Genomic DNA, 16037 nt, shown 5'->3' on the forward strand with positions numbered 1-16037 from the left:
TCGAAAAATGGCATTCATCACCTCCCTGGTCCTCGCGGCCTTCGCCGGCTATGTCGGCGCCTGGTACTTCAACGTGATCGAGGGCAATTTCGCCTTGCTGCTGTTCCTGGCGACGGTGGTCACCGGCCTCTACTGGCTGGCCGAGCGCTTCTACTTCCTGCCGCGGCGCGAGCAGGCCGCCGCCAGGCTCGAGGCCTCGCTGGCCGAGCGCAACGCGCGTCTGGCGGGGCAGGGCATCAACCAGGTCGACACGGTGGATGCCAAGGCGAGCGAGCGGCTGCTGATGCAGCCCTGGTGGCTCGACTGGACCGCCGGCCTGTTCCCGGTGATCCTGGTGGTGTTCCTGCTGCGCTCGTTCCTCTACGAGCCTTTCAAGATCCCGTCGGGCTCGATGATGCCCACGCTGCTGACCGGCGACCTGATCCTGGTCAACAAGTTCACCTACGGCCTGCGCCTGCCGGTCATCAACACCAAGATCACCGAAGGCACGCCGCTGGCGCGCGGCGACGTGGTGGTGTTCCGCTACCCGCCCAAGCCGAGCATGGACTACATCAAGCGCGTGGTCGGCATTCCCGGCGACGAAGTGGCCTACCTGAACAAGAAGCTCACGATCAACGGCCAGCCGGTCTCCAAGGTGGCCGCCGCCGACTACCTGGACGGCGAATCGATGCGCCTGCTCAAGCAGTTCGACGAGAACCTGGGCGGCAAGCAGCACAAGATCCTCAACGACGACGCCTCCCCGGCGTTCGTGCCCGGCGCCAGCGACTTCCCGTTCCGCGAGAACTGCCGCTATTCGGTCGAAGGCGTGGTCTGCAAGGTGCCCCCAGGCAACTATTTCATGATGGGCGACAACCGCGATAATTCGGCCGATTCGCGTTTCTGGGGCTTCGTGCCGGACAAGAACATCGTGGGCAGGGCCTTCTTCGTCTGGATGAACTTCGGTGACCTGGGACGCATCGGTCCGTTTCAATAAAAAAGCATTCCAATCAACTGCAAGCACCGTTCGAGGGGTATGAGGGCATGAGAGCACATCGGTCCGTTCGCAGCAGCGCCGCGCGGCAGCGCGGCATTTCGTTCATCGGCTTGGTGTTCGTCGCGGCCGTGCTCGGCTGCCTGGGCGTGGTGATCGCCCAGGTCATCCCGACGCTGATCGAGTGGCAGGCCATCGACAAGGCCGCCAACAAGGCCAAGGAAGGCACGACGGTGCCCGAGGTGCGCGCCATCTTCGATCGCGCCCAGGCCATCGACGACTTCAAGTCGGTCAGCGGCAAGGACCTCGACATCAAGAAGGTCGGTGACAAGGTGGTGGTTTCGTACTCGTACGAGCGCGAGATCCCGCTCTTCGGCCCGGCCTACCTCACGCTCAAGTACAAGGGCGAAACCCGCTGAACACGGCACCCAAAAAGGTGGATGGCAGCCTGGCCGCGTTGCAGGCGCGCCTGCAGCACACCTTCTCCGATCCGCGGCTGCTGCAGCTCGCGCTCACGCACCGCAGCTTCTCGGCCGACCACAACGAGCGCCTCGAATTCCTGGGCGACTCGGTGCTGAACCTGGCGGTCTCGCACCTGCTCTACCAGCGCCTGTCGGCGCTGCCCGAGGGCGACCTCTCGCGTGTGCGGGCCAATCTCGTCAAGCAGGACACCCTGCACCGCCTGGCGGTAGGCCTGGCGCTGTCGCCGCTGCTGCGGCTCGGCGAGGGCGAGGCCCGGTCGGGCGGGCCGAATCGGCCGTCGATCCTGGCCGACGCGCTGGAGGCGCTGATCGGCGCGGTCTACCTCGACGCCGGCTTCGCCGCCGCCCAGGCGCTGGTTCACCGGCTCTACGAGTCGGTCGAGATCAATCCGCGCATGGAGGCGGCGGCCAAGGACCCGAAGACCGAATTGCAGGAATGGCTGCAGGGTCACAAAATGAAGCTGCCGGTGTACCGCGTGGCCGCCACACTGGGCGCAGCGCACAAGCAGACTTTCGATGTCGAGTGCGAGGTGCCCGAACTGGGCCTTCGCGAACGCGGCATCGGCGGCTCGCGCCGCGCCGGCGAGCAGGCTGCCGCGGCGGCCATGTTGATCCGGCTCAAGGCACGCGGCGGCGCGTGAAATCCAGAATGAACGACGCAATCAATCCCGCAGCGGAACCCGAAGACGCCGAAGGCGGCGAGGGTGCCGCTGGTCCCCAAGGCCCGCAGCACTGCGGCCTGATCGCCATCGTCGGCAAGCCCAACGTGGGCAAGTCGACGCTGCTCAACGCCCTCGTCGGCCAGAAGATCAGCATCACCTCGCGCAAGGCGCAGACCACGCGCCACCGCATCACCGGCATGCGCACGCTGGGCGCCACGCAGTTCGTGTTCGTCGACACGCCGGGCTTCCAGACCCTGCACGCGAATGCGCTGAACAAGTCGCTCAACAAGACCGTGCAGGGCGCGGTCGGCGACGTGGATCTCATCCTGTTCGTGGTCGAGGCCGGCAGCTTCACGCAGGCCGACGAGCGCGTGCTGAAGCTGCTCGGCAAGGGCATTCCGACGGTGCTGGTGGCCAACAAGCTCGACAACGTGCACCGCCGGGGCGACATCGCTCCCTGGCTCAAGAGCATGCAGGAGAAGCACGAGTTCGCCGAATTCGTGCCGATGTCCGCCAAGAATCCGAAGGACGTCGAGCGCCTGTTCGGCATCTGCGAGAAATACCTGCCCGAGCAGCCCTGGTTCTACGATGAGGACGAGCTGACCGACCGCAGCGAGAAGTTCCTCGCCGGCGAGCTGGTGCGCGAGAAGCTGTTCCGCCTGACAGGCGACGAGCTGCCCTACACCTCCACCGTCGTCATCGACAAGTTCGACGAGGAGCCGCCCCAGAAGAAGGGCCAGAAGCGCCTGCTGCGCATCGCCGCCACCATCGTGGTCGAGCGCGACGGCCACAAGGCCATGGTGATCGGCGACAAGGGCGAGCGCATCAAGCGCATCGGCATGGAGACCCGCGTCGAGCTCGAGAAGCTGGCCGACGCCAAGGTGTTCCTCGAGCTGTGGGTCAAGGTGCGCTCGGGCTGGGCCGACGACGAGGCCCGCGTCCGCTCGTTCGGCTACGAATAACAGGCAGATCCCCGGGCTTGCTCGCTTCGCATGGCCGCCGGCCCCCTTGCAGGGGGCAACGCCAGCGGCCCGGCAAAGCCGGTTCCGCGGCATTTGCCGGCCTCATCAAGCCTCGATGCTCGATTGCTCACTGACATGGCCACCCAACGCGTTTCGCACGAGCCGGCTTACGTCCTCCATCGCTACGACTGGAGCGAGTCGAGCCTGATCCTCGAAGTGTTCACCCGCCACCACGGGCGCATCGCGCTCGTGGCCAAGGGGGCGAAGCGGCCGAACTCCAACTTCCGTCCGGTGCTGCTGCCGCTGCAGCCGCTGCAGCTCAACTACGGGGGAGACGCCGAGATCCGCACGCTCAAGGGCGCCGAATGGATGGGCGGGCACGTGATGCCGACCGGCGAGGCGCTGTTGTCGGGCTACTACGTCAACGAGCTGCTGCTGCGCCTGCTGGCGCGCGACGACGCCCACGAGGCGCTGTTCGATGCATACGCCGGCGTCGTTCAGGTGCTGGCGAGCGAACACGGCGGCGCGCAGGCCGCGGCCCAGGCGGCGGCGCTGCGTGCTTTCGAGCTGCTGCTGCTGCGCGAGGTCGGCCTGCTGCCGTCGCTCGACGTCCAGACCCTGACGCTGGAGCCGCTCGCCGGCGGGCTGCGCTACAGCCTCGTTCCCGAGGCCGGGCTGCGCGAGGCCGGCGACGACGAGGCCGCGCTGGCCGGTGCCGACTGGCAGGCCCTGCAGGCCGTGCTGGACGACCGTGCGCCATTTACCGCCACCTTGCGTGAAATTGCCACCATGAACGCCGGCAGCAACAGTGCCCTGCGCAACCAGTTGCGCGCGCTGCTCAACTACCATTGCGGCGTGTCCACGCTGCGTACGCGGCAAATGATGAGAGACCTGCAAGCACTATGAGCACTCCGGGCCAAGCCGGCGCCAGCGCCGCCACCTCGCTGTCCGTCAACCTCAACAAGGTCGCCCTGGTGCGCAACACGCGCCACCTGGGCATTCCGAGCGTGGTGAAGGCCGCGCAGGCCTGCCTGGCCGCCGGCGCGCACGGCATCACGGTGCATCCGCGGCCCGACGCCCGCCACATCCGGGCGCACGACGTGAGCGATCTTTCCGCGCTGCTCGCAAAGGACTGGCCGGGCATCGAGTTCAACATCGAGGGCAATCCTTTCCACAACCTGATGGACTTCGTGCGCACCCTCAAGCCGCACCAGGCCACGTTCGTGCCCGACAGCGAAACCCAGTCGACCAGCGACCACGGCTGGACCTTCCCCGAAGACGCCGAGCGCCTGCGTCCGCTGATCGCCGAAGCCAAGGCGCTCGGGGTGCGCGTCAGCCTGTTCATGGACCCGATTCCCGAGATGATGGCCGCGGCCAAGGCCGTGGGCGCCGACCGTGTCGAGCTCTACACCGAAGGCTACGCAGCCTCGCGCGGCACGCCGAACGAACGGGCCGTGCTCACGCGCTATGCAGAGTCGGCGCGCGCCGCCCTCGCGGCGGGCCTCGGCGTCAATGCCGGGCATGACCTGAGCCGGGACAACCTCACGGCCTTCCTGCGCGCCGTGCCCGGCGTGCAGGAGGTTTCCATCGGCCACGCCTTCGTCGCCGACGCGCTCGAGCTCGGCTACACGGCCGCCACGCGCGACTACCTGCGCTGCATCCGCGAGGCCCGGCAGCAACAGCAGCAGCAACAACAATGAGCGCCGGCGCCGCATGATCTACGGCATTGGCACCGACATCTGCGACCTGCGCCGCATCGCCGCGACCTTCGAGCGCCAGGGCGAGCGCTTCGCCCGCAAGGTGCTGAGCGACGCCGAATTCAAGGTCTGGCAGGCCCGCAGCGCACGCTGGCCCAAGCGCGGCCTGAGCTACCTCGCCACCCGCTTTTCAGCCAAGGAGGCCTTCAGCAAGGCCATCGGGCTGGGCATGCGCATGCCCATGAGCTGGCGCTTGTGCGAGATCGCCAACCTGCGCAGCGGCAAGCCGGTCATCGTGCTGCACGGCGCGCTGAAGGAGTGGTTCGAGGCACAGGGCCTCACGGCCCACGTGACCGTGACCGACGAAACCGAATACGCCGCGAGCTTCGTGGTGGTGGAGAAGATATAGACATGACCGCCGGGCTCGCTGACCGCCCCCACGCGCCGCTGATCATCGATGTTGCCGGCACGGCACTCACCGACGCTGACCGTCGTCGCCTCGCCGACCCGCTCGTCGGCGGCGTGATCCATTTCGCCCGCAACTGGCAGGACCGCGCGCAGATGACCGCGCTCAATGCCGAGATCAAGTCGATCCGGCCCGACCTGCTGATCTGCGTCGACCACGAGGGCGGTCGCGTGCAGCGCTTCCGCACCGACGGCTTCACCGACCTGCCGTCGATGCGCGCGCTCGGCGAACTCTGGCTGCGCGACGCCCTGCGCGCCACCCAGGCAGCCACGGCCCTCGGGCAGGTGCTGGCGGGCGAGCTGCGCGCCTGCGGCGTCGACTTCAGCTTCGCACCGGTGCTCGACCTCGACTATGGCGGCAGCAGCGTCATCGGCAACCGCAGCTTCCACCGCGACCCGCGCGTGGTCGCGCTGCTGGCCAAGAGCGTGATGCACGGCATGCTGCAGATGGGCATGCGCAACTGCGGCAAGCACTTTCCGGGGCATGGCTTCGTGCACGCCGACTCGCACGTCGAGATCCCGGTGGACAAGCGCAGCCTCAAGGCCATCCTGGCAGACGATGCGAAACCCTACGACTGGCTGTCGGGCTCGCTCGCGGCCGTGATGCCGGCGCATGTGATCTATCCGAAGGTCGACAGGCGGCCGGCAGGGTTTTCGGCGAAGTGGCTGAAGGAGACCCTGCGGCAGCGGATCGGCTTCGAGGGTGCGGTCTTCAGCGACGACCTGAGCATGGAGGCCGGCCGCTACATCGACGGCGAGCTGCTCAGCTTTGCCGACGCCGCACTGGCTGCACTGGAGGCCGGGTGCGACATGGCGCTGCTGTGCAACCAGAGCATCGGCGACGGCGTGCCGCTCGACGGCTTGCTGGAGGGCTTCGCTGCAGCCCGGGATGCAGGCCGCTGGTCGGGCAATCCCGACAGCGAAGCGCGCCGGCGCTCCTTGCTTCCCGACACGTCGGCTCCATCGTGGACGGCGCTCGCGGGCTCGGCGCAGTACCGCAGCGCCAGGCGCATCCTCTCGCGCGATGGCCTGACGGAGTAGGCCCATGCCGCTGTGCCTCAGTTTCTTCCCGCGCAAGGACGAGGCCGTGTTGCGCAACCATGCGCACTATTGCCGGTTGTTCGGCTATCCGCACCAGTGGGTCGAGGCTGATCGCATCCGCCACCCGGCATTGCGCGACAGCGCCAGGTACGGCCAGATCCTGCGCCACCTGCGCGCGCTGCCCGAGAACGACTGGCTGCTGTTCCTCGACGGCGACTCGATGGTGTTCCACCCGATTGCCATCGAAACGCTGATGCAGGGGCGGGATGCGTTGGTCGTCGAGGCGCCTCCCATCGGCGACCGGCCCGGGCCGGCCATGACCAACATGATGGTGCTGCGCAACACGCCAGCCAGCCGCGCGATGCTGCTCGGGCTGATGGACGATGCAGGCAACGTCGTCGCGCTGGTGGACAGCAGCGTCGACGAGGCCGCGCGGCTGCGGCCGGCAGGCCTGCTGGGCTGCAATGCGATGGTCGGCGACATCTACGTCAACGTGTCGTGGCGCATTCCGCAATGGTTCCTGGCGCGGATCTTCGTGGTCCACCTCGGGCCGCTGTCGATCGCGGCGCCCGAAGGCGTGTGGCGCGAGGCGCTGCTGCACGACCAGAACCTGCAGGACATGCTGGCGGCGCAGGTCAACAACGCACTCTTCCATGGCCAGCCCGTGCTGCAGCCCGCTGCCTATCCGGCGCTGTCGGAGGAGCCGGTGTCGAGCTACAACGCCGATGCCGACATCGCCTTCGTCACGCTCTACACGCACCACGTCGGCAGCTACGCGCGGGTGTCCGAGCACAACGTGAAGCGCTACTGCGACAGGCACGGCTACGCCTACCACGTGTACCGCGCGATACCGCAAGCGGTCGATACCGGCATCGGTGGGTCCTGGGTGCGCAGCTGGCTGCTGCAGCAGCACATCGCGCATCACAGGTGGGTGATCTGGATCGACGCCGACGTGCTCTTCCTCAACCAGGGCCGCCGGATCGACGCTCTGCTCGAAGGGCGCGAACTGCTGCTCGCGAAGGACGTGGGCGGCTGGTCGTTCAACTCGGGCGTGATGGGATTCCTGAACACGCCCGGCAACGCCGAGCTGCTCGCGCGCATCTGGCAGCGCATCGGCGAGGTCGACGACAAGTCGGCGGTCTACAGCAGCCAGGGCGACCAGTACTACACGAACGAAGTGCTGGCGGGGGCGGGTCTGGTGAACGAACGCAGCATCGTCGACAACCTCAGCATCAACACGCCGCCGCACCTGGCTTCGGACGAAACCCTGCTGGTGCACTTCATCAATCTCGATGAGCCTTATCGTTCCGCCTACATGGCCTCGATGGACGCGCTTTCTCAGCGCCTGCGCTGATCGGGCCGGCTAGCCGTTTGCGGGCTGCGGCTCGGCAGCGGCTGGTACTGCAGGCTCCAGCCTGAAGACCCGCACCGGCAGCTGGCTGGACGCGGGCGCGAGGAACTGCGCGATCTCGGGCACCTCGAACTGGCGTTCCAGCCATTCCTTGTCCGCCAGACCCGCATTGAAGAAGATCTGGAGCAGCCGCAGGGCCTCGTGCCGCAGCGCGCGCGTCAGCGTCTCGTGCTCGACCAGCTGCAGCTCCGGCGCAGCGGCCGGCCTGAAGCTTGCGCGCGCCAGGATCAGCAGCAGCTTCTGCGCGAAGTCGAGCACCGGCGGCCAGTACAGGTCGTACAGCCTGGCGATCTCGTGCACATGCTCGACGCTCGATCCGGGCAGCAGGTAGCCCAGCACCAGCGCGCGCGCCCGCGAGGCCAGCGCTGCCGCGCGGGCCGCATCCACGGGCGCGGCCGGCGTGGCCGGCTTGTGGAGAAGCTCGGGGATCACCGCGAAGCGTGCGCTGGCAACTGCGCTCTTGCACAGCATGTGGAAGTCGTCGTGCGCCGTGAATTCCGGGTCGTGGCGCACGCCGCTGCGCTCCATGAAGGCGCGGCGAACCATGCAGGCCGACAGCATCAGCGGGCGCGGGCCGAAGAACTCCACCAGGATGTCCTGGTGCCGCTCGGAGAACTCGAACGGGCCCTCGTGCGTCTCGCACCAGCAGCCGACGATGTCGACATCGGCACAGGCCTGGAGCAGTGCGGCCTGGCGCTGCAGGCGCTGCGGCGCAGGGACGTCGCCGACATCGGCGAAGACGATGTACTCGCCCTGGGCGTGCGCCAATGCAAGGTTGCGTGCGGTGGCGCGATCGAACGCGAAGGGCAGGGAAAACAGATGCGAACTCGCGATGCCAGTTCGCGCCAGCATGGCTTCGAGGCCGGCGATGCCTGCCTGGGCGACCAGCACCAGGTGAAGCTCCACCGCGGTCTGTGCCACCCATGCGCGAAGGCTCTGCTCCAGGTCTTCGAGCGAATCGCCGGCCGTCAGGCAGAGAGTGATGCGCGGCGGCGTTGCAGGCACGACGAAGCGGTCGGGCTGCTGGGCGCGCCAGCTCAGGAACCGCTCGATGGCCGGTCCGACCAGCGGGGCTGCGAATGCGCTGGTGAAGATCGCCAGGCCTTCGCGTTCGAGCCTAGCGCGGCGGGGCGCATCGGCAAGAAGCTGCTCGATCGTCTCGATGAGCTTCTCGTAGGGAGCGCCGACCACCGCCTTGCGGATCGACGCCTCGATCTCGCTGTCGGGGTACAGCTCGCAGACCACCGCCTTGCGGTGCCGCAGCAGGATCGACAGCCGCGGCACCTCGACGATGCGCGACTCCTCCCAGTTGTGGAGGTTGAGCACGATCTTCGCGCGGCGCATGAAGCCGTTGCGCTCTTCCAGTGTCCACGCACGACCCCGGTTCACCTCGACCCGCAGGCCGCGCGCCATCAGCCCCTCGAGGATGTCGATGCGCCGGCGCGTCAGCGAGCCGAAGAAGACGACGTCGATGTCCTGCTGCTCGTCGGGGAGGATGTCTTCCGGCGGCAGGATCTCCGCGGCGTCGCGCTCCCAGCCGAGCGCGACATAGTCCGCGTTCCGGTAGCCGAGCTGGCGGTGCCGCTGGAAGTTCGTCTTGCTGTACTCCCAGAGATAGCAGCGCTTGAGCACCTCGAGGTAGCGGTCGTTCCACGCGTGCGTGCCGTGCACCATCGGCTCGAAGTTGACGACGATGCAGTCGGGATGGTGCTGCTCGATGTGTTCCCACGGCACATCCCAGAAGAAGAACAGGATGTTGATCTCACCCGGCTCGATGTAGCAGTGGGTGAAGCGCGTGGGGTAGCCGAGACGTTCCGCTGCCAGCCTGAAGGCTTCGACGATGTCGCCGCAGGTCTCGTGCGACGAGAGCGAAGTGAAGTTGAGCCGGGGCAGTGTCGTCATGGCGGTGACAGGGGCGATGCCTGGTCGATTCAGTAGTGGCCCAGCACGTTGACCTTGTGGTAGTGGTCTTTCAGCGCCGAATGCAGCTGCAGTGCCTGTGCACGCGTTTCTTCAGCGGCTTCCTTGCCCACGCCGAAGAAGTACAGGTCGTGGCTGCTGCGGTCCTCGAAGAACCCCCAGACCGAGAACCATGCGTCGTGCTGCAGCAGGTCGGTGAAATCGGAGGCCGCGAGATTGCGATAGTGGTTCTGGCTCTGGCCGATGGTCAGCGGCGAGTCGAAGGGGTTGAACTCCACCGTGCCATGCTGGCGCCGGCCAGGAGTCGCGCAGGTCATGACGACCAGGCCGTCGTCCTTCACCAGACGCAGCATGTTGAGCCAGGTCTTCTTCCACTGGGGGTTGTGCTCCATTGCCTCGCACGATATGACGACGTCCGTGCCGTTCGCGGCACCGCCGTAGTCTTCACCATGGCAGACGAGGTCGACGTCCTGGCCTTCCCCGACGTCGAGGCCGAGGTAGCTGCACTCCTGGAAGAACTCGCGGACCGAGCCGTTCAGATTGAGGCTGCCGATCTCGATGACCGACCGCCCGGTGAAGTAGGACGGCAGGAACTGCTTCACGCCGGCGACGAAGAATCGTTGTTGGGGATGTGACATGAACCTGGCTGCGTTGGATTGGCGCTTCGGCGGAAGCCGGGGGAATACAGGATCACCCGCCGCGCGAAGCCATCACTCGCCAGGTGCAGAGCCAGCCGCTGCATTCGCCCACAAGCGCTGTCCCCCCATGCCCAGGTGCTCCAGATACAGCCGGAGATCGAACTCGAGGCGATGATAGTCCGGCTCCATGTGCCTGCACAGCGCATAGAAGGCCTTGTCGTGCTCACGTTCCTTCATATGTGCCAACTCGTGCACAACAATCATCCGAAGTAGCGCCAGCGGCACTTCCTTGAACAGGCTCGCCACCCGGATTTCCCGCTTGGCCTTGAGCTTGCCGCCCTGCACGCGCGACACGGTGGTGTGGGTGCCCAGGGCGTTGCGGATCACGTGCAGCTTGTTGTCGAACATCACCTTCGACAGCGGCTCGGCCTTGCGCATGAACTCGCCCTTGAGCTCGTTCACGTAGGCGTAGAGCGCGCGGTCGGTCTGGATGTCATGCACACCCTCCGGATAGCGCTGGCCGAGGAGGGCGCCCAGCTTCTCCCGGGCCATCAGCTGGCGGACCTGCTCCAGCAGGGGTGCCGGGTAGCCCGCCAGGTACTTCATGCAATGACCTTGAATGACCGGGTTCAGGCCGTCCGGCGCTGCGTGCTGGCTGCGCAGGCCAGGCCGGTGGCGACGCCGCCGAAGAGGTCGCCCTCGACCAGGTTCACGCCCGCGAAGCTCCTGCGCAGGGCGTTCTGGAAGGGCCGCAGCGCCGACGAACCGCCGGTGAGGTAGATCGCGTCGAGGTCGTTGCTGCGCAGGCCCGCGCGCTTGACGCAGGCGTGCGCGCAGGCGATCACGCTTTCCAGCGGCGCGGCCAGCTGCTGCGCCATGTCGTCGGGCGTGAGCGAGGCGGCGAGACCACGCTCGGCGCAATCCAGGTCGATGGCGGTCGCGGCATCGCTCAGCGACACCTCGATCTTGGCCGCTTCCACGGCGCTCGCGATGCGGTGGCCGTGCCGTTCCTCGAGCACGGTCATCAGCCGGTCGTGCAGGCGCGTGTCGGCGTAGCTGGTGCGCAGATCCTTTGCCTGGCGAAGCGCCTTGGCGGCGTAGAGCCAGTTGATCAGGTGCCAGGACGACAGCTCGAAGAACACCTTGCTCGGCACCTCGCGCCCCTGCGGTCCGTGATGGCGGAATCCGAACTGCGGCATCACGCGCTCGAGGTTCAGCCGCTGGTCGAAGTCGGTACCGCCGATGTGCACGCCGCTGGTGGCCAGCACGTCATCGCTGCGGTCTTCGAGCGCGGCGCGCTCGGGCCCTACGCGCACGACGGTGAAGTCGGAGGTGCCGCCGCCGATGTCGACGATGAGCACGACGGATTCCTTGCTGATCCGCTGTTCGTAGTCGAAGGCGGCCGCGATGGGTTCGAGCTGGAACGAGATTTCCCTGAAGCCGGCCGCGCGTGCCGCGATACGCAGGCTTTCCTCGGCGCGCTCGTCGCGCTTGGGGTCGTCGTCCACGAAATGCACCGGGCGTCCAATCACTACGCGCTCCGGCATCTGGCCGAGCTCGCGGCCGGCGCGCACCGCCAGCTCGCGCAGGAAGCGGGCGATGATGTCCTCGAAGCTCACGAGGCCGTCGTAGATCGCCGTCTTCTCCTGCATCAGCGCGCTGCCGAGCAGGCTCTTGAGCGAGCGCATCAGCCGCCCCTCGGTGCCCGAGAGGTACTGGCCGATGGCGTCGCGGCCGAAGTGGGTGGTGCGGTCTTCGGCGTTGAAGAAGATCGCGGTGGGCAGTGTGGTGGCCGCGCCCTCGATGGGCAGCAGACGTGCTTGCGTGCCGACCCGGCAGGCGACAGCGGAGTTGGAGGTGCCGAAGTCGATGCCGATCGTCGGCAACGACGACGGTGCCTTCACGATCAGGATTCCCTGCGAAGCGCCGGGAACAGGATCACGTCGCGGATGCTCGGCGAATCGGTCAGCAGCATCATGAGCCGGTCGATGCCGATGCCGCAGCCGCCGGTGGGCGGCATGCCGTATTCGAGGGCGCGCACGAAGTCGTGGTCGTAGTACATGGCCTCGTCGTCGCCGCTGTCCTTGGCGGCCACCTGCGCATTGAAGCGCGCGGCCTGGTCCTCGGCGTCGTTCAGTTCGCTGAAGCCGTTGCCGAACTCGCGGCCGGTGATGTACAGCTCGAAGCGTTCCGTGACCTCGGGGCGCTCGTCGTTGGCGCGCGCCAGCGGCGAGATCTCGGTCGGGTGCTCCATGATGAAGGTCGGCTGCCAGAGCTTCTCTTCGACGGTTTCCTCGAAGAACAGCACCTGCAGGCTGGCGAGGCTGCGCTGCGAGAGCTTGTCCTTCTCCTCGTTCATGCCGAGCTTGCGCAGCGCGGCGATGAGCCAGGCGCTGTCGTCGACGCCCTGCGCCACGCCTTCGGCCTCGGTGTACTTGAGGATCGCCTCGCGGATCGTCAGGCGCTGGAAGGGCTGTGTCAGGTCGACCGGCTTGCCCTGGTAGGTGAGCTGCTGCGTGCCCACGGCCTTGTCGGCGATGGTGCGGATCAGCGTCTCGGTGAAGTCCATCAGGTCGCGGTAGTTCCAGTAGGCCGCGTAGAACTCCATCATCGTGAACTCGGGGTTGTGCCGCACCGAGATGCCCTCGTTGCGGTAGCTCCGGTTGATCTCGAACACGCGCTCGAAGCCGCCGACGATCAGGCGCTTGAGGTACAGCTCGGGCGCGATGCGCAGGAACATCTCCTGGTCGAGCGCGTTGTGGTGCGTCTTGAACGGCTTGGCGTTTGCGCCGCCGGGGATGGGGTGGAGCATGGGCGTCTCGACCTCGAGGAAGTCGTTGGACACCATGAACTCGCGCAGGGCGCTCACCGCCTTGCTGCGCGCGGTGAAACGCTTGCGGGCGGATTCGTCGGTGATCAGGTCGACGTAGCGCTGGCGGTACTTCTGCTCCTGGTCGGCCATGCCGTGGAACTTGTCGGGCAGCGGCCGCAGGCTCTTGGTGAGCAGGCGCAGCTTCGTGACCTTGACCGAGAGCTCGCCCGTCTTGGTCTTCATGAGCGTGCCTTCGGCACCGACGATGTCGCCGAGGTCCCAGCGCTTGAAGTCCGCGTACACGTCTTCTCCGACGGCATCGCGCGTCACGTAGAGCTGGATGCGCTCGGTGGCGTCCTGCAGCGTGGCGAAGCTGGCCTTGCCCATCACGCGCTTGAGCATCATCCGGCCGGCTACGCTCACCGAAACGGCCTGCGCCTCGAGGGCCTCGCCGTCGGTGGCGCCATGGGCCTCCACGAGCGCCGCGGCGCGATGGCCCGGCTTGAAGTCGTTCGGGAATGCAACGCCCTTGCCCTCGGCCTGCGCCGCGCGCAGCTGCGCGAGCTTTTCGCGGCGTTCTGCGATGAGCTGGTTTTCGTCGGCGGGAGCGGGAGGAGGCGAGGGGTTCTTTTGATCGGACATGGGAGGCGGATGGCGCGCAACCGGGAGCGTGCGCGGGCCCGGCATTTTAGCCGATCGGGTTTGAATAAAACCTGCCCAGAGCGCCCGTCAATCCTGCGCCATGCGCTATGAAAATTGGAGCGACCTATTCAGTGATACCGGTGCGTGCCAGCAGATCGCTGACCAGCTCCAGCCGCATCAGCGGGCTGTCGAGCTCCATCAGCCGTTGCCGCAGCTCGAGCTGCATCGGCACCAGCTCGCACCATCTGTTGGCCACCCAGCCGCAATCGTCGAAGCGGTAGGGCTCGGCGATCGGCAGCCGCACCGCCCCGCCCTGGGCGCGCTTGCGCTCCTCGAGGGTGCCGACCAGGCGCTGCAGCGCGGTGGAGGTGTGCCGCAGGTCGTCGGGAATCTCCAGCGCGACGTCGTCGTTCACCGCCTCGACCTCGGCGACCCAGAGGCCATGCTTCTGCAGCTCGTTGCTGCGGACGCGAAAGCGCTGCGTGCCGACGCATTCGATCTGCAGCAGGCCGCTTTGCGGCGACTCGAACTCGCGGATCATGGCCAGCGTGCCGATGGCGGCGAAGCTCTCGGCATCGGCGCCGGCCTTGCGCACCTCGCTGCCGCTGGTGAGGCTCACCACGCCGAAGGGCGCGTCGGCCTTGCGGCACTTGCCGATCATGTCGAGGTAGCGGACCTCGAAGATGCGCAATGGAAGAAGGCCGCCGGGAAAGAGCACCGTTCCGAGCGGAAACAATGGCAGTGAATGCAAAAGGGGTTGTGTCGTCATCGATGAGCCTTGCATGGCTATCATCGCATTCCCCTCACGGCCGCGTCTCATGCTCTACCAGATTCCCTCGTTCCTTCTCGACGTGATCGTCGGTCTGCTCGGCGGCGCCTGCCTGCTGCGCCTGTACATGCAATACCACCGCGTGCCCTTCGGCAACCCTCTCGGGCGCTTCGTGTTCGCGATCACCGACTGGATCGTGCTGCCGCTGCGGCGCATCGTGCCTTCGGTGAAGCGCTGGGACCTCGCCAGCCTGATCGCGGCATGGCTGCTGGTGATGCTGAAGTTCCTGCTGCTGTGGCTGCTGGCGGGCAGCCTCGGGCGCATCGCGACCCTGCCGCTGGTGTCGCTGGTGGGGCTGATGCAGCTGGCCGTCTCGGGCCTGACGGCGCTGCTGGTGGTCTATGCGGTGCTGTCGTGGATTCCGGGAGCCTCGCCCATGCTGCTCGACCTGATCTCCCGCCTGGCCGATCCGCTCGTGCGGCCCTTCCGCCGCTTCATCCCGCTGATCGGCGGAGTCGACCTTTCTCCGCTGGCTGCCATCGTGGTGCTGCAGGTGATCGCGATCGTGCTGGGTAACCTGCTGGTCTTCGCTTATCAGCTGACGTTCTGAGCTCCTGAATACAAAAGGGCCCGGATGCATCGCACCCGGGCCCTTTTGTTTTTCGATCGCCTTTCGGTCAGCTCACCGCATCGGCCGGCTGGCGCAGCAGCATCGCGAGCGTGTTGGCGATGGTCTTGCGCAGTTCGCGGCGGTCGCTGATGAAGTCGATGGCGCCCTTGGTCTGCAGGAACTCGGCGCGCTGGAAGCCTTCGGGCAGCGTCACGCGCACGGTCGATTCGATCACGCGCGGGCCGGCGAAGCCGATCAGCGCCTTGGGCTCGGCGATCACCACGTCGCCCACGAAGGCGAAGCCTGCCGACACGCCGCCCATCGTCGGGTCGGTCAGCACGCTGATGTAGGGCAGGCCCTTCTTCGCCAGGCGCGTGAGCGCGGCATTGGTCTTGGCCATCTGCATCAGCGAGAGCAGGCCTTCCTGCATGCGCGCGCCGCCGGTGGCGGTGAAGCAGATGAACGGCACCTTCTGCTCGATGGCGGTCTCGACGCCGCGCACGAAGCGCTCGCCGACCACGCTGCCCATGGAGCCGCCCATGAACTCGAACTCGAAGCAGGCCACGACCACGCTGATGCTGTGCACCGAGCCGCCCATGACGACCAGGGCGTCGGTCTCGCCGGTGTTTTCCAGGGCTTCCTTCAGGCGCTCGGGGTACTTGCGGCTGTCCTTGAACTTCAGCGCGTCGACCGGCAGCACTTCCTGGCCGACTTCGTAGCGGCCCTCGGCGTCGAGGAACGCGTCGAGCCGCGCGCGGGCGCCAATGCGGTGGTGATGGCTGCAGCTGGGGCAGACGTTCTGGTTGTGCTCGAGGTCAGTCTTGTACAGAACGGTCTCGCAGGCGGGGCACTTGATCCACAGGCCCTCGGGCACCTGGCGGCGCTCGGACGGGTCGGTTTGGGCGATCTTGGCGGGTAGCAGTTTTTCAAGCCAGCTCATGGGGGCTCCTTGTGTT

At 66.9% G+C, this 16037-nt stretch carries 17 protein-coding genes; 10 read left to right on the plus strand and 7 right to left on the minus strand.

All coding sequences use genetic code 11. The features are described from left to right. The first annotated feature begins 7 nt into the window (after positions 1-7). The 9 genes from lepB (at position 8) to ACTJLF_RS13230 (ending at position 7633) form a co-directional block, all read left to right on the plus strand. Positions 8-973, plus strand: a complete 966-nt coding sequence (lepB, locus tag ACTJLF_RS13190; protein WP_019654113.1) for a signal peptidase I — start codon at positions 8-10, stop codon at positions 971-973. Between the two features lie 47 nt (positions 974-1020). Next, positions 1021-1389, plus strand: coding sequence for a DUF4845 domain-containing protein (locus ACTJLF_RS13195; RefSeq protein ID WP_019654112.1), 369 nt, complete (start codon positions 1021-1023; stop codon positions 1387-1389). A 17-nt stretch (positions 1390-1406) separates the two neighbouring features. Next, the gene (gene rnc, locus ACTJLF_RS13200) at positions 1407-2093 is read left to right on the plus strand and encodes a ribonuclease III (RefSeq protein WP_019654111.1); all 687 of its coding nucleotides are present in this window, start codon (positions 1407-1409) and stop codon (positions 2091-2093) included. Between the two features lie 8 nt (positions 2094-2101). Further along, a complete protein-coding gene (gene era / locus ACTJLF_RS13205) occupies positions 2102-3076 on the plus strand; it encodes a GTPase Era (RefSeq protein ID WP_019654110.1) in 975 nt (324 codons plus the stop codon). A 135-nt stretch (positions 3077-3211) separates the two neighbouring features. After that, positions 3212-3982 carry a DNA repair protein RecO gene (recO, locus tag ACTJLF_RS13210; protein WP_440883230.1) on the plus strand — a complete coding sequence of 257 codons (771 nt, stop codon included), beginning with the start codon at positions 3212-3214 and terminating at the stop codon, positions 3980-3982. After that, a complete protein-coding gene (locus ACTJLF_RS13215; RefSeq protein ID WP_440883231.1) occupies positions 3979-4776 on the plus strand; it encodes a pyridoxine 5'-phosphate synthase in 798 nt (265 codons plus the stop codon). Before recO ends, ACTJLF_RS13215 begins: the two co-directional genes overlap by 4 nt. A 13-nt stretch (positions 4777-4789) precedes the next feature. Beyond that, the gene (acpS, locus tag ACTJLF_RS13220) at positions 4790-5182 is read left to right on the plus strand and encodes a holo-ACP synthase (RefSeq protein ID WP_126182847.1); all 393 of its coding nucleotides are present in this window, start codon (positions 4790-4792) and stop codon (positions 5180-5182) included. Positions 5183-5184: 2 nt separating this feature from the next. Beyond that, complete coding sequence (nagZ, locus tag ACTJLF_RS13225) at positions 5185-6279, plus strand: beta-N-acetylhexosaminidase (RefSeq protein WP_132797166.1); 1095 nt, start codon at positions 5185-5187, stop codon at positions 6277-6279. Between the two features lie 4 nt (positions 6280-6283). Next, a complete protein-coding gene (locus tag ACTJLF_RS13230) occupies positions 6284-7633 on the plus strand; it encodes a galactosyl transferase GMA12/MNN10 family protein (protein WP_440883232.1) in 1350 nt (449 codons plus the stop codon). A 9-nt stretch (positions 7634-7642) separates the two neighbouring features. Here ACTJLF_RS13230 and ACTJLF_RS13235 read toward each other — a convergent pair whose 3' ends face one another. From ACTJLF_RS13235 to ACTJLF_RS13260, 6 genes are all read right to left on the minus strand, one after another. After that, complete coding sequence (locus tag ACTJLF_RS13235; protein ID WP_440883233.1) at positions 7643-9592, minus strand: glycosyltransferase; 1950 nt, start codon at positions 9590-9592, stop codon at positions 7643-7645. 29 nt (positions 9593-9621) lie between these two features. Next, entirely contained in the window at positions 9622-10248 is a 627-nt protein-coding gene (locus tag ACTJLF_RS13240; RefSeq protein WP_051127570.1) for a hypothetical protein, read from the minus strand. A 72-nt stretch (positions 10249-10320) separates the two neighbouring features. Further along, the gene (locus tag ACTJLF_RS13245) at positions 10321-10854 is read right to left on the minus strand and encodes a M48 metallopeptidase family protein (RefSeq protein ID WP_440883234.1); all 534 of its coding nucleotides are present in this window, start codon (positions 10852-10854) and stop codon (positions 10321-10323) included. A gap of 23 nt (positions 10855-10877) precedes the next feature. Further along, positions 10878-12152 carry an Hsp70 family protein gene (locus tag ACTJLF_RS13250; protein ID WP_126182851.1) on the minus strand — a complete coding sequence of 425 codons (1275 nt, stop codon included), beginning with the start codon at positions 12150-12152 and terminating at the stop codon, positions 10878-10880. Between the two features lie 2 nt (positions 12153-12154). Continuing rightward, on the minus strand, positions 12155-13702 hold the full coding sequence (gene lysS, locus ACTJLF_RS13255; RefSeq protein WP_126182852.1) for a lysine--tRNA ligase: 1548 nt from the start codon (positions 13700-13702) through the stop codon (positions 12155-12157). Between the two features lie 124 nt (positions 13703-13826). Continuing rightward, entirely contained in the window at positions 13827-14471 is a 645-nt protein-coding gene (locus ACTJLF_RS13260) for an LON peptidase substrate-binding domain-containing protein (protein WP_240649923.1), read from the minus strand. A gap of 49 nt (positions 14472-14520) precedes the next feature. On the opposite strand from ACTJLF_RS13260, the gene ACTJLF_RS13265 reads away from it, so the two are divergent. Next, positions 14521-15081, plus strand: a complete 561-nt coding sequence (locus tag ACTJLF_RS13265; protein WP_019654098.1) for a YggT family protein — start codon at positions 14521-14523, stop codon at positions 15079-15081. Between the two features lie 67 nt (positions 15082-15148). Here the strand turns inward: ACTJLF_RS13265 and accD are convergent, their stop codons facing one another. Continuing rightward, the gene (gene accD, locus ACTJLF_RS13270; protein WP_019654097.1) at positions 15149-16021 is read right to left on the minus strand and encodes an acetyl-CoA carboxylase, carboxyltransferase subunit beta; all 873 of its coding nucleotides are present in this window, start codon (positions 16019-16021) and stop codon (positions 15149-15151) included. Positions 16022-16037 lie beyond the last annotated feature (16 nt).

The organism is Variovorax sp. 22077, from assembly GCF_052044195.1.
Classification (GTDB): domain Bacteria; phylum Pseudomonadota; class Gammaproteobacteria; order Burkholderiales; family Burkholderiaceae_C; genus Variovorax; species Variovorax atrisoli.

Bases quoted from the DNA above. Each gene is read 5' to 3' on its own strand.
- nagZ (WP_132797166.1), top strand. From the start codon at position 5,185: ATGACCGCCGGGCTCGCTGACCGCCCCCACGCGCCGCTGATCATCGAT.
- ACTJLF_RS13260 (WP_240649923.1), bottom strand. From the start codon at position 14,471: ATGACGACACAACCCCTTTTGCATTCACTGCCATTGTTTCCGCTCGGA.
- ACTJLF_RS13230 (WP_440883232.1), top strand. From the start codon at position 6,284: ATGCCGCTGTGCCTCAGTTTCTTCCCGCGCAAGGACGAGGCCGTGTTG.
- ACTJLF_RS13265 (WP_019654098.1), top strand. From the start codon at position 14,521: ATGCTCTACCAGATTCCCTCGTTCCTTCTCGACGTGATCGTCGGTCTG.
- lysS (WP_126182852.1), bottom strand. From the start codon at position 13,702: ATGTCCGATCAAAAGAACCCCTCGCCTCCTCCCGCTCCCGCCGACGAA.
- era (WP_019654110.1), top strand. From the start codon at position 2,102: ATGAACGACGCAATCAATCCCGCAGCGGAACCCGAAGACGCCGAAGGC.
- ACTJLF_RS13240 (WP_051127570.1), bottom strand. From the start codon at position 10,248: ATGTCACATCCCCAACAACGATTCTTCGTCGCCGGCGTGAAGCAGTTC.
- ACTJLF_RS13195 (WP_019654112.1), top strand. From the start codon at position 1,021: ATGAGAGCACATCGGTCCGTTCGCAGCAGCGCCGCGCGGCAGCGCGGC.
- acpS (WP_126182847.1), top strand. From the start codon at position 4,790: ATGATCTACGGCATTGGCACCGACATCTGCGACCTGCGCCGCATCGCC.
- ACTJLF_RS13235 (WP_440883233.1), bottom strand. From the start codon at position 9,592: ATGACGACACTGCCCCGGCTCAACTTCACTTCGCTCTCGTCGCACGAG.
- recO (WP_440883230.1), top strand. From the start codon at position 3,212: ATGGCCACCCAACGCGTTTCGCACGAGCCGGCTTACGTCCTCCATCGC.
- accD (WP_019654097.1), bottom strand. From the start codon at position 16,021: ATGAGCTGGCTTGAAAAACTGCTACCCGCCAAGATCGCCCAAACCGAC.
- ACTJLF_RS13215 (WP_440883231.1), top strand. From the start codon at position 3,979: ATGAGCACTCCGGGCCAAGCCGGCGCCAGCGCCGCCACCTCGCTGTCC.
- lepB (WP_019654113.1), top strand. From the start codon at position 8: ATGGCATTCATCACCTCCCTGGTCCTCGCGGCCTTCGCCGGCTATGTC.
- ACTJLF_RS13245 (WP_440883234.1), bottom strand. From the start codon at position 10,854: ATGAAGTACCTGGCGGGCTACCCGGCACCCCTGCTGGAGCAGGTCCGC.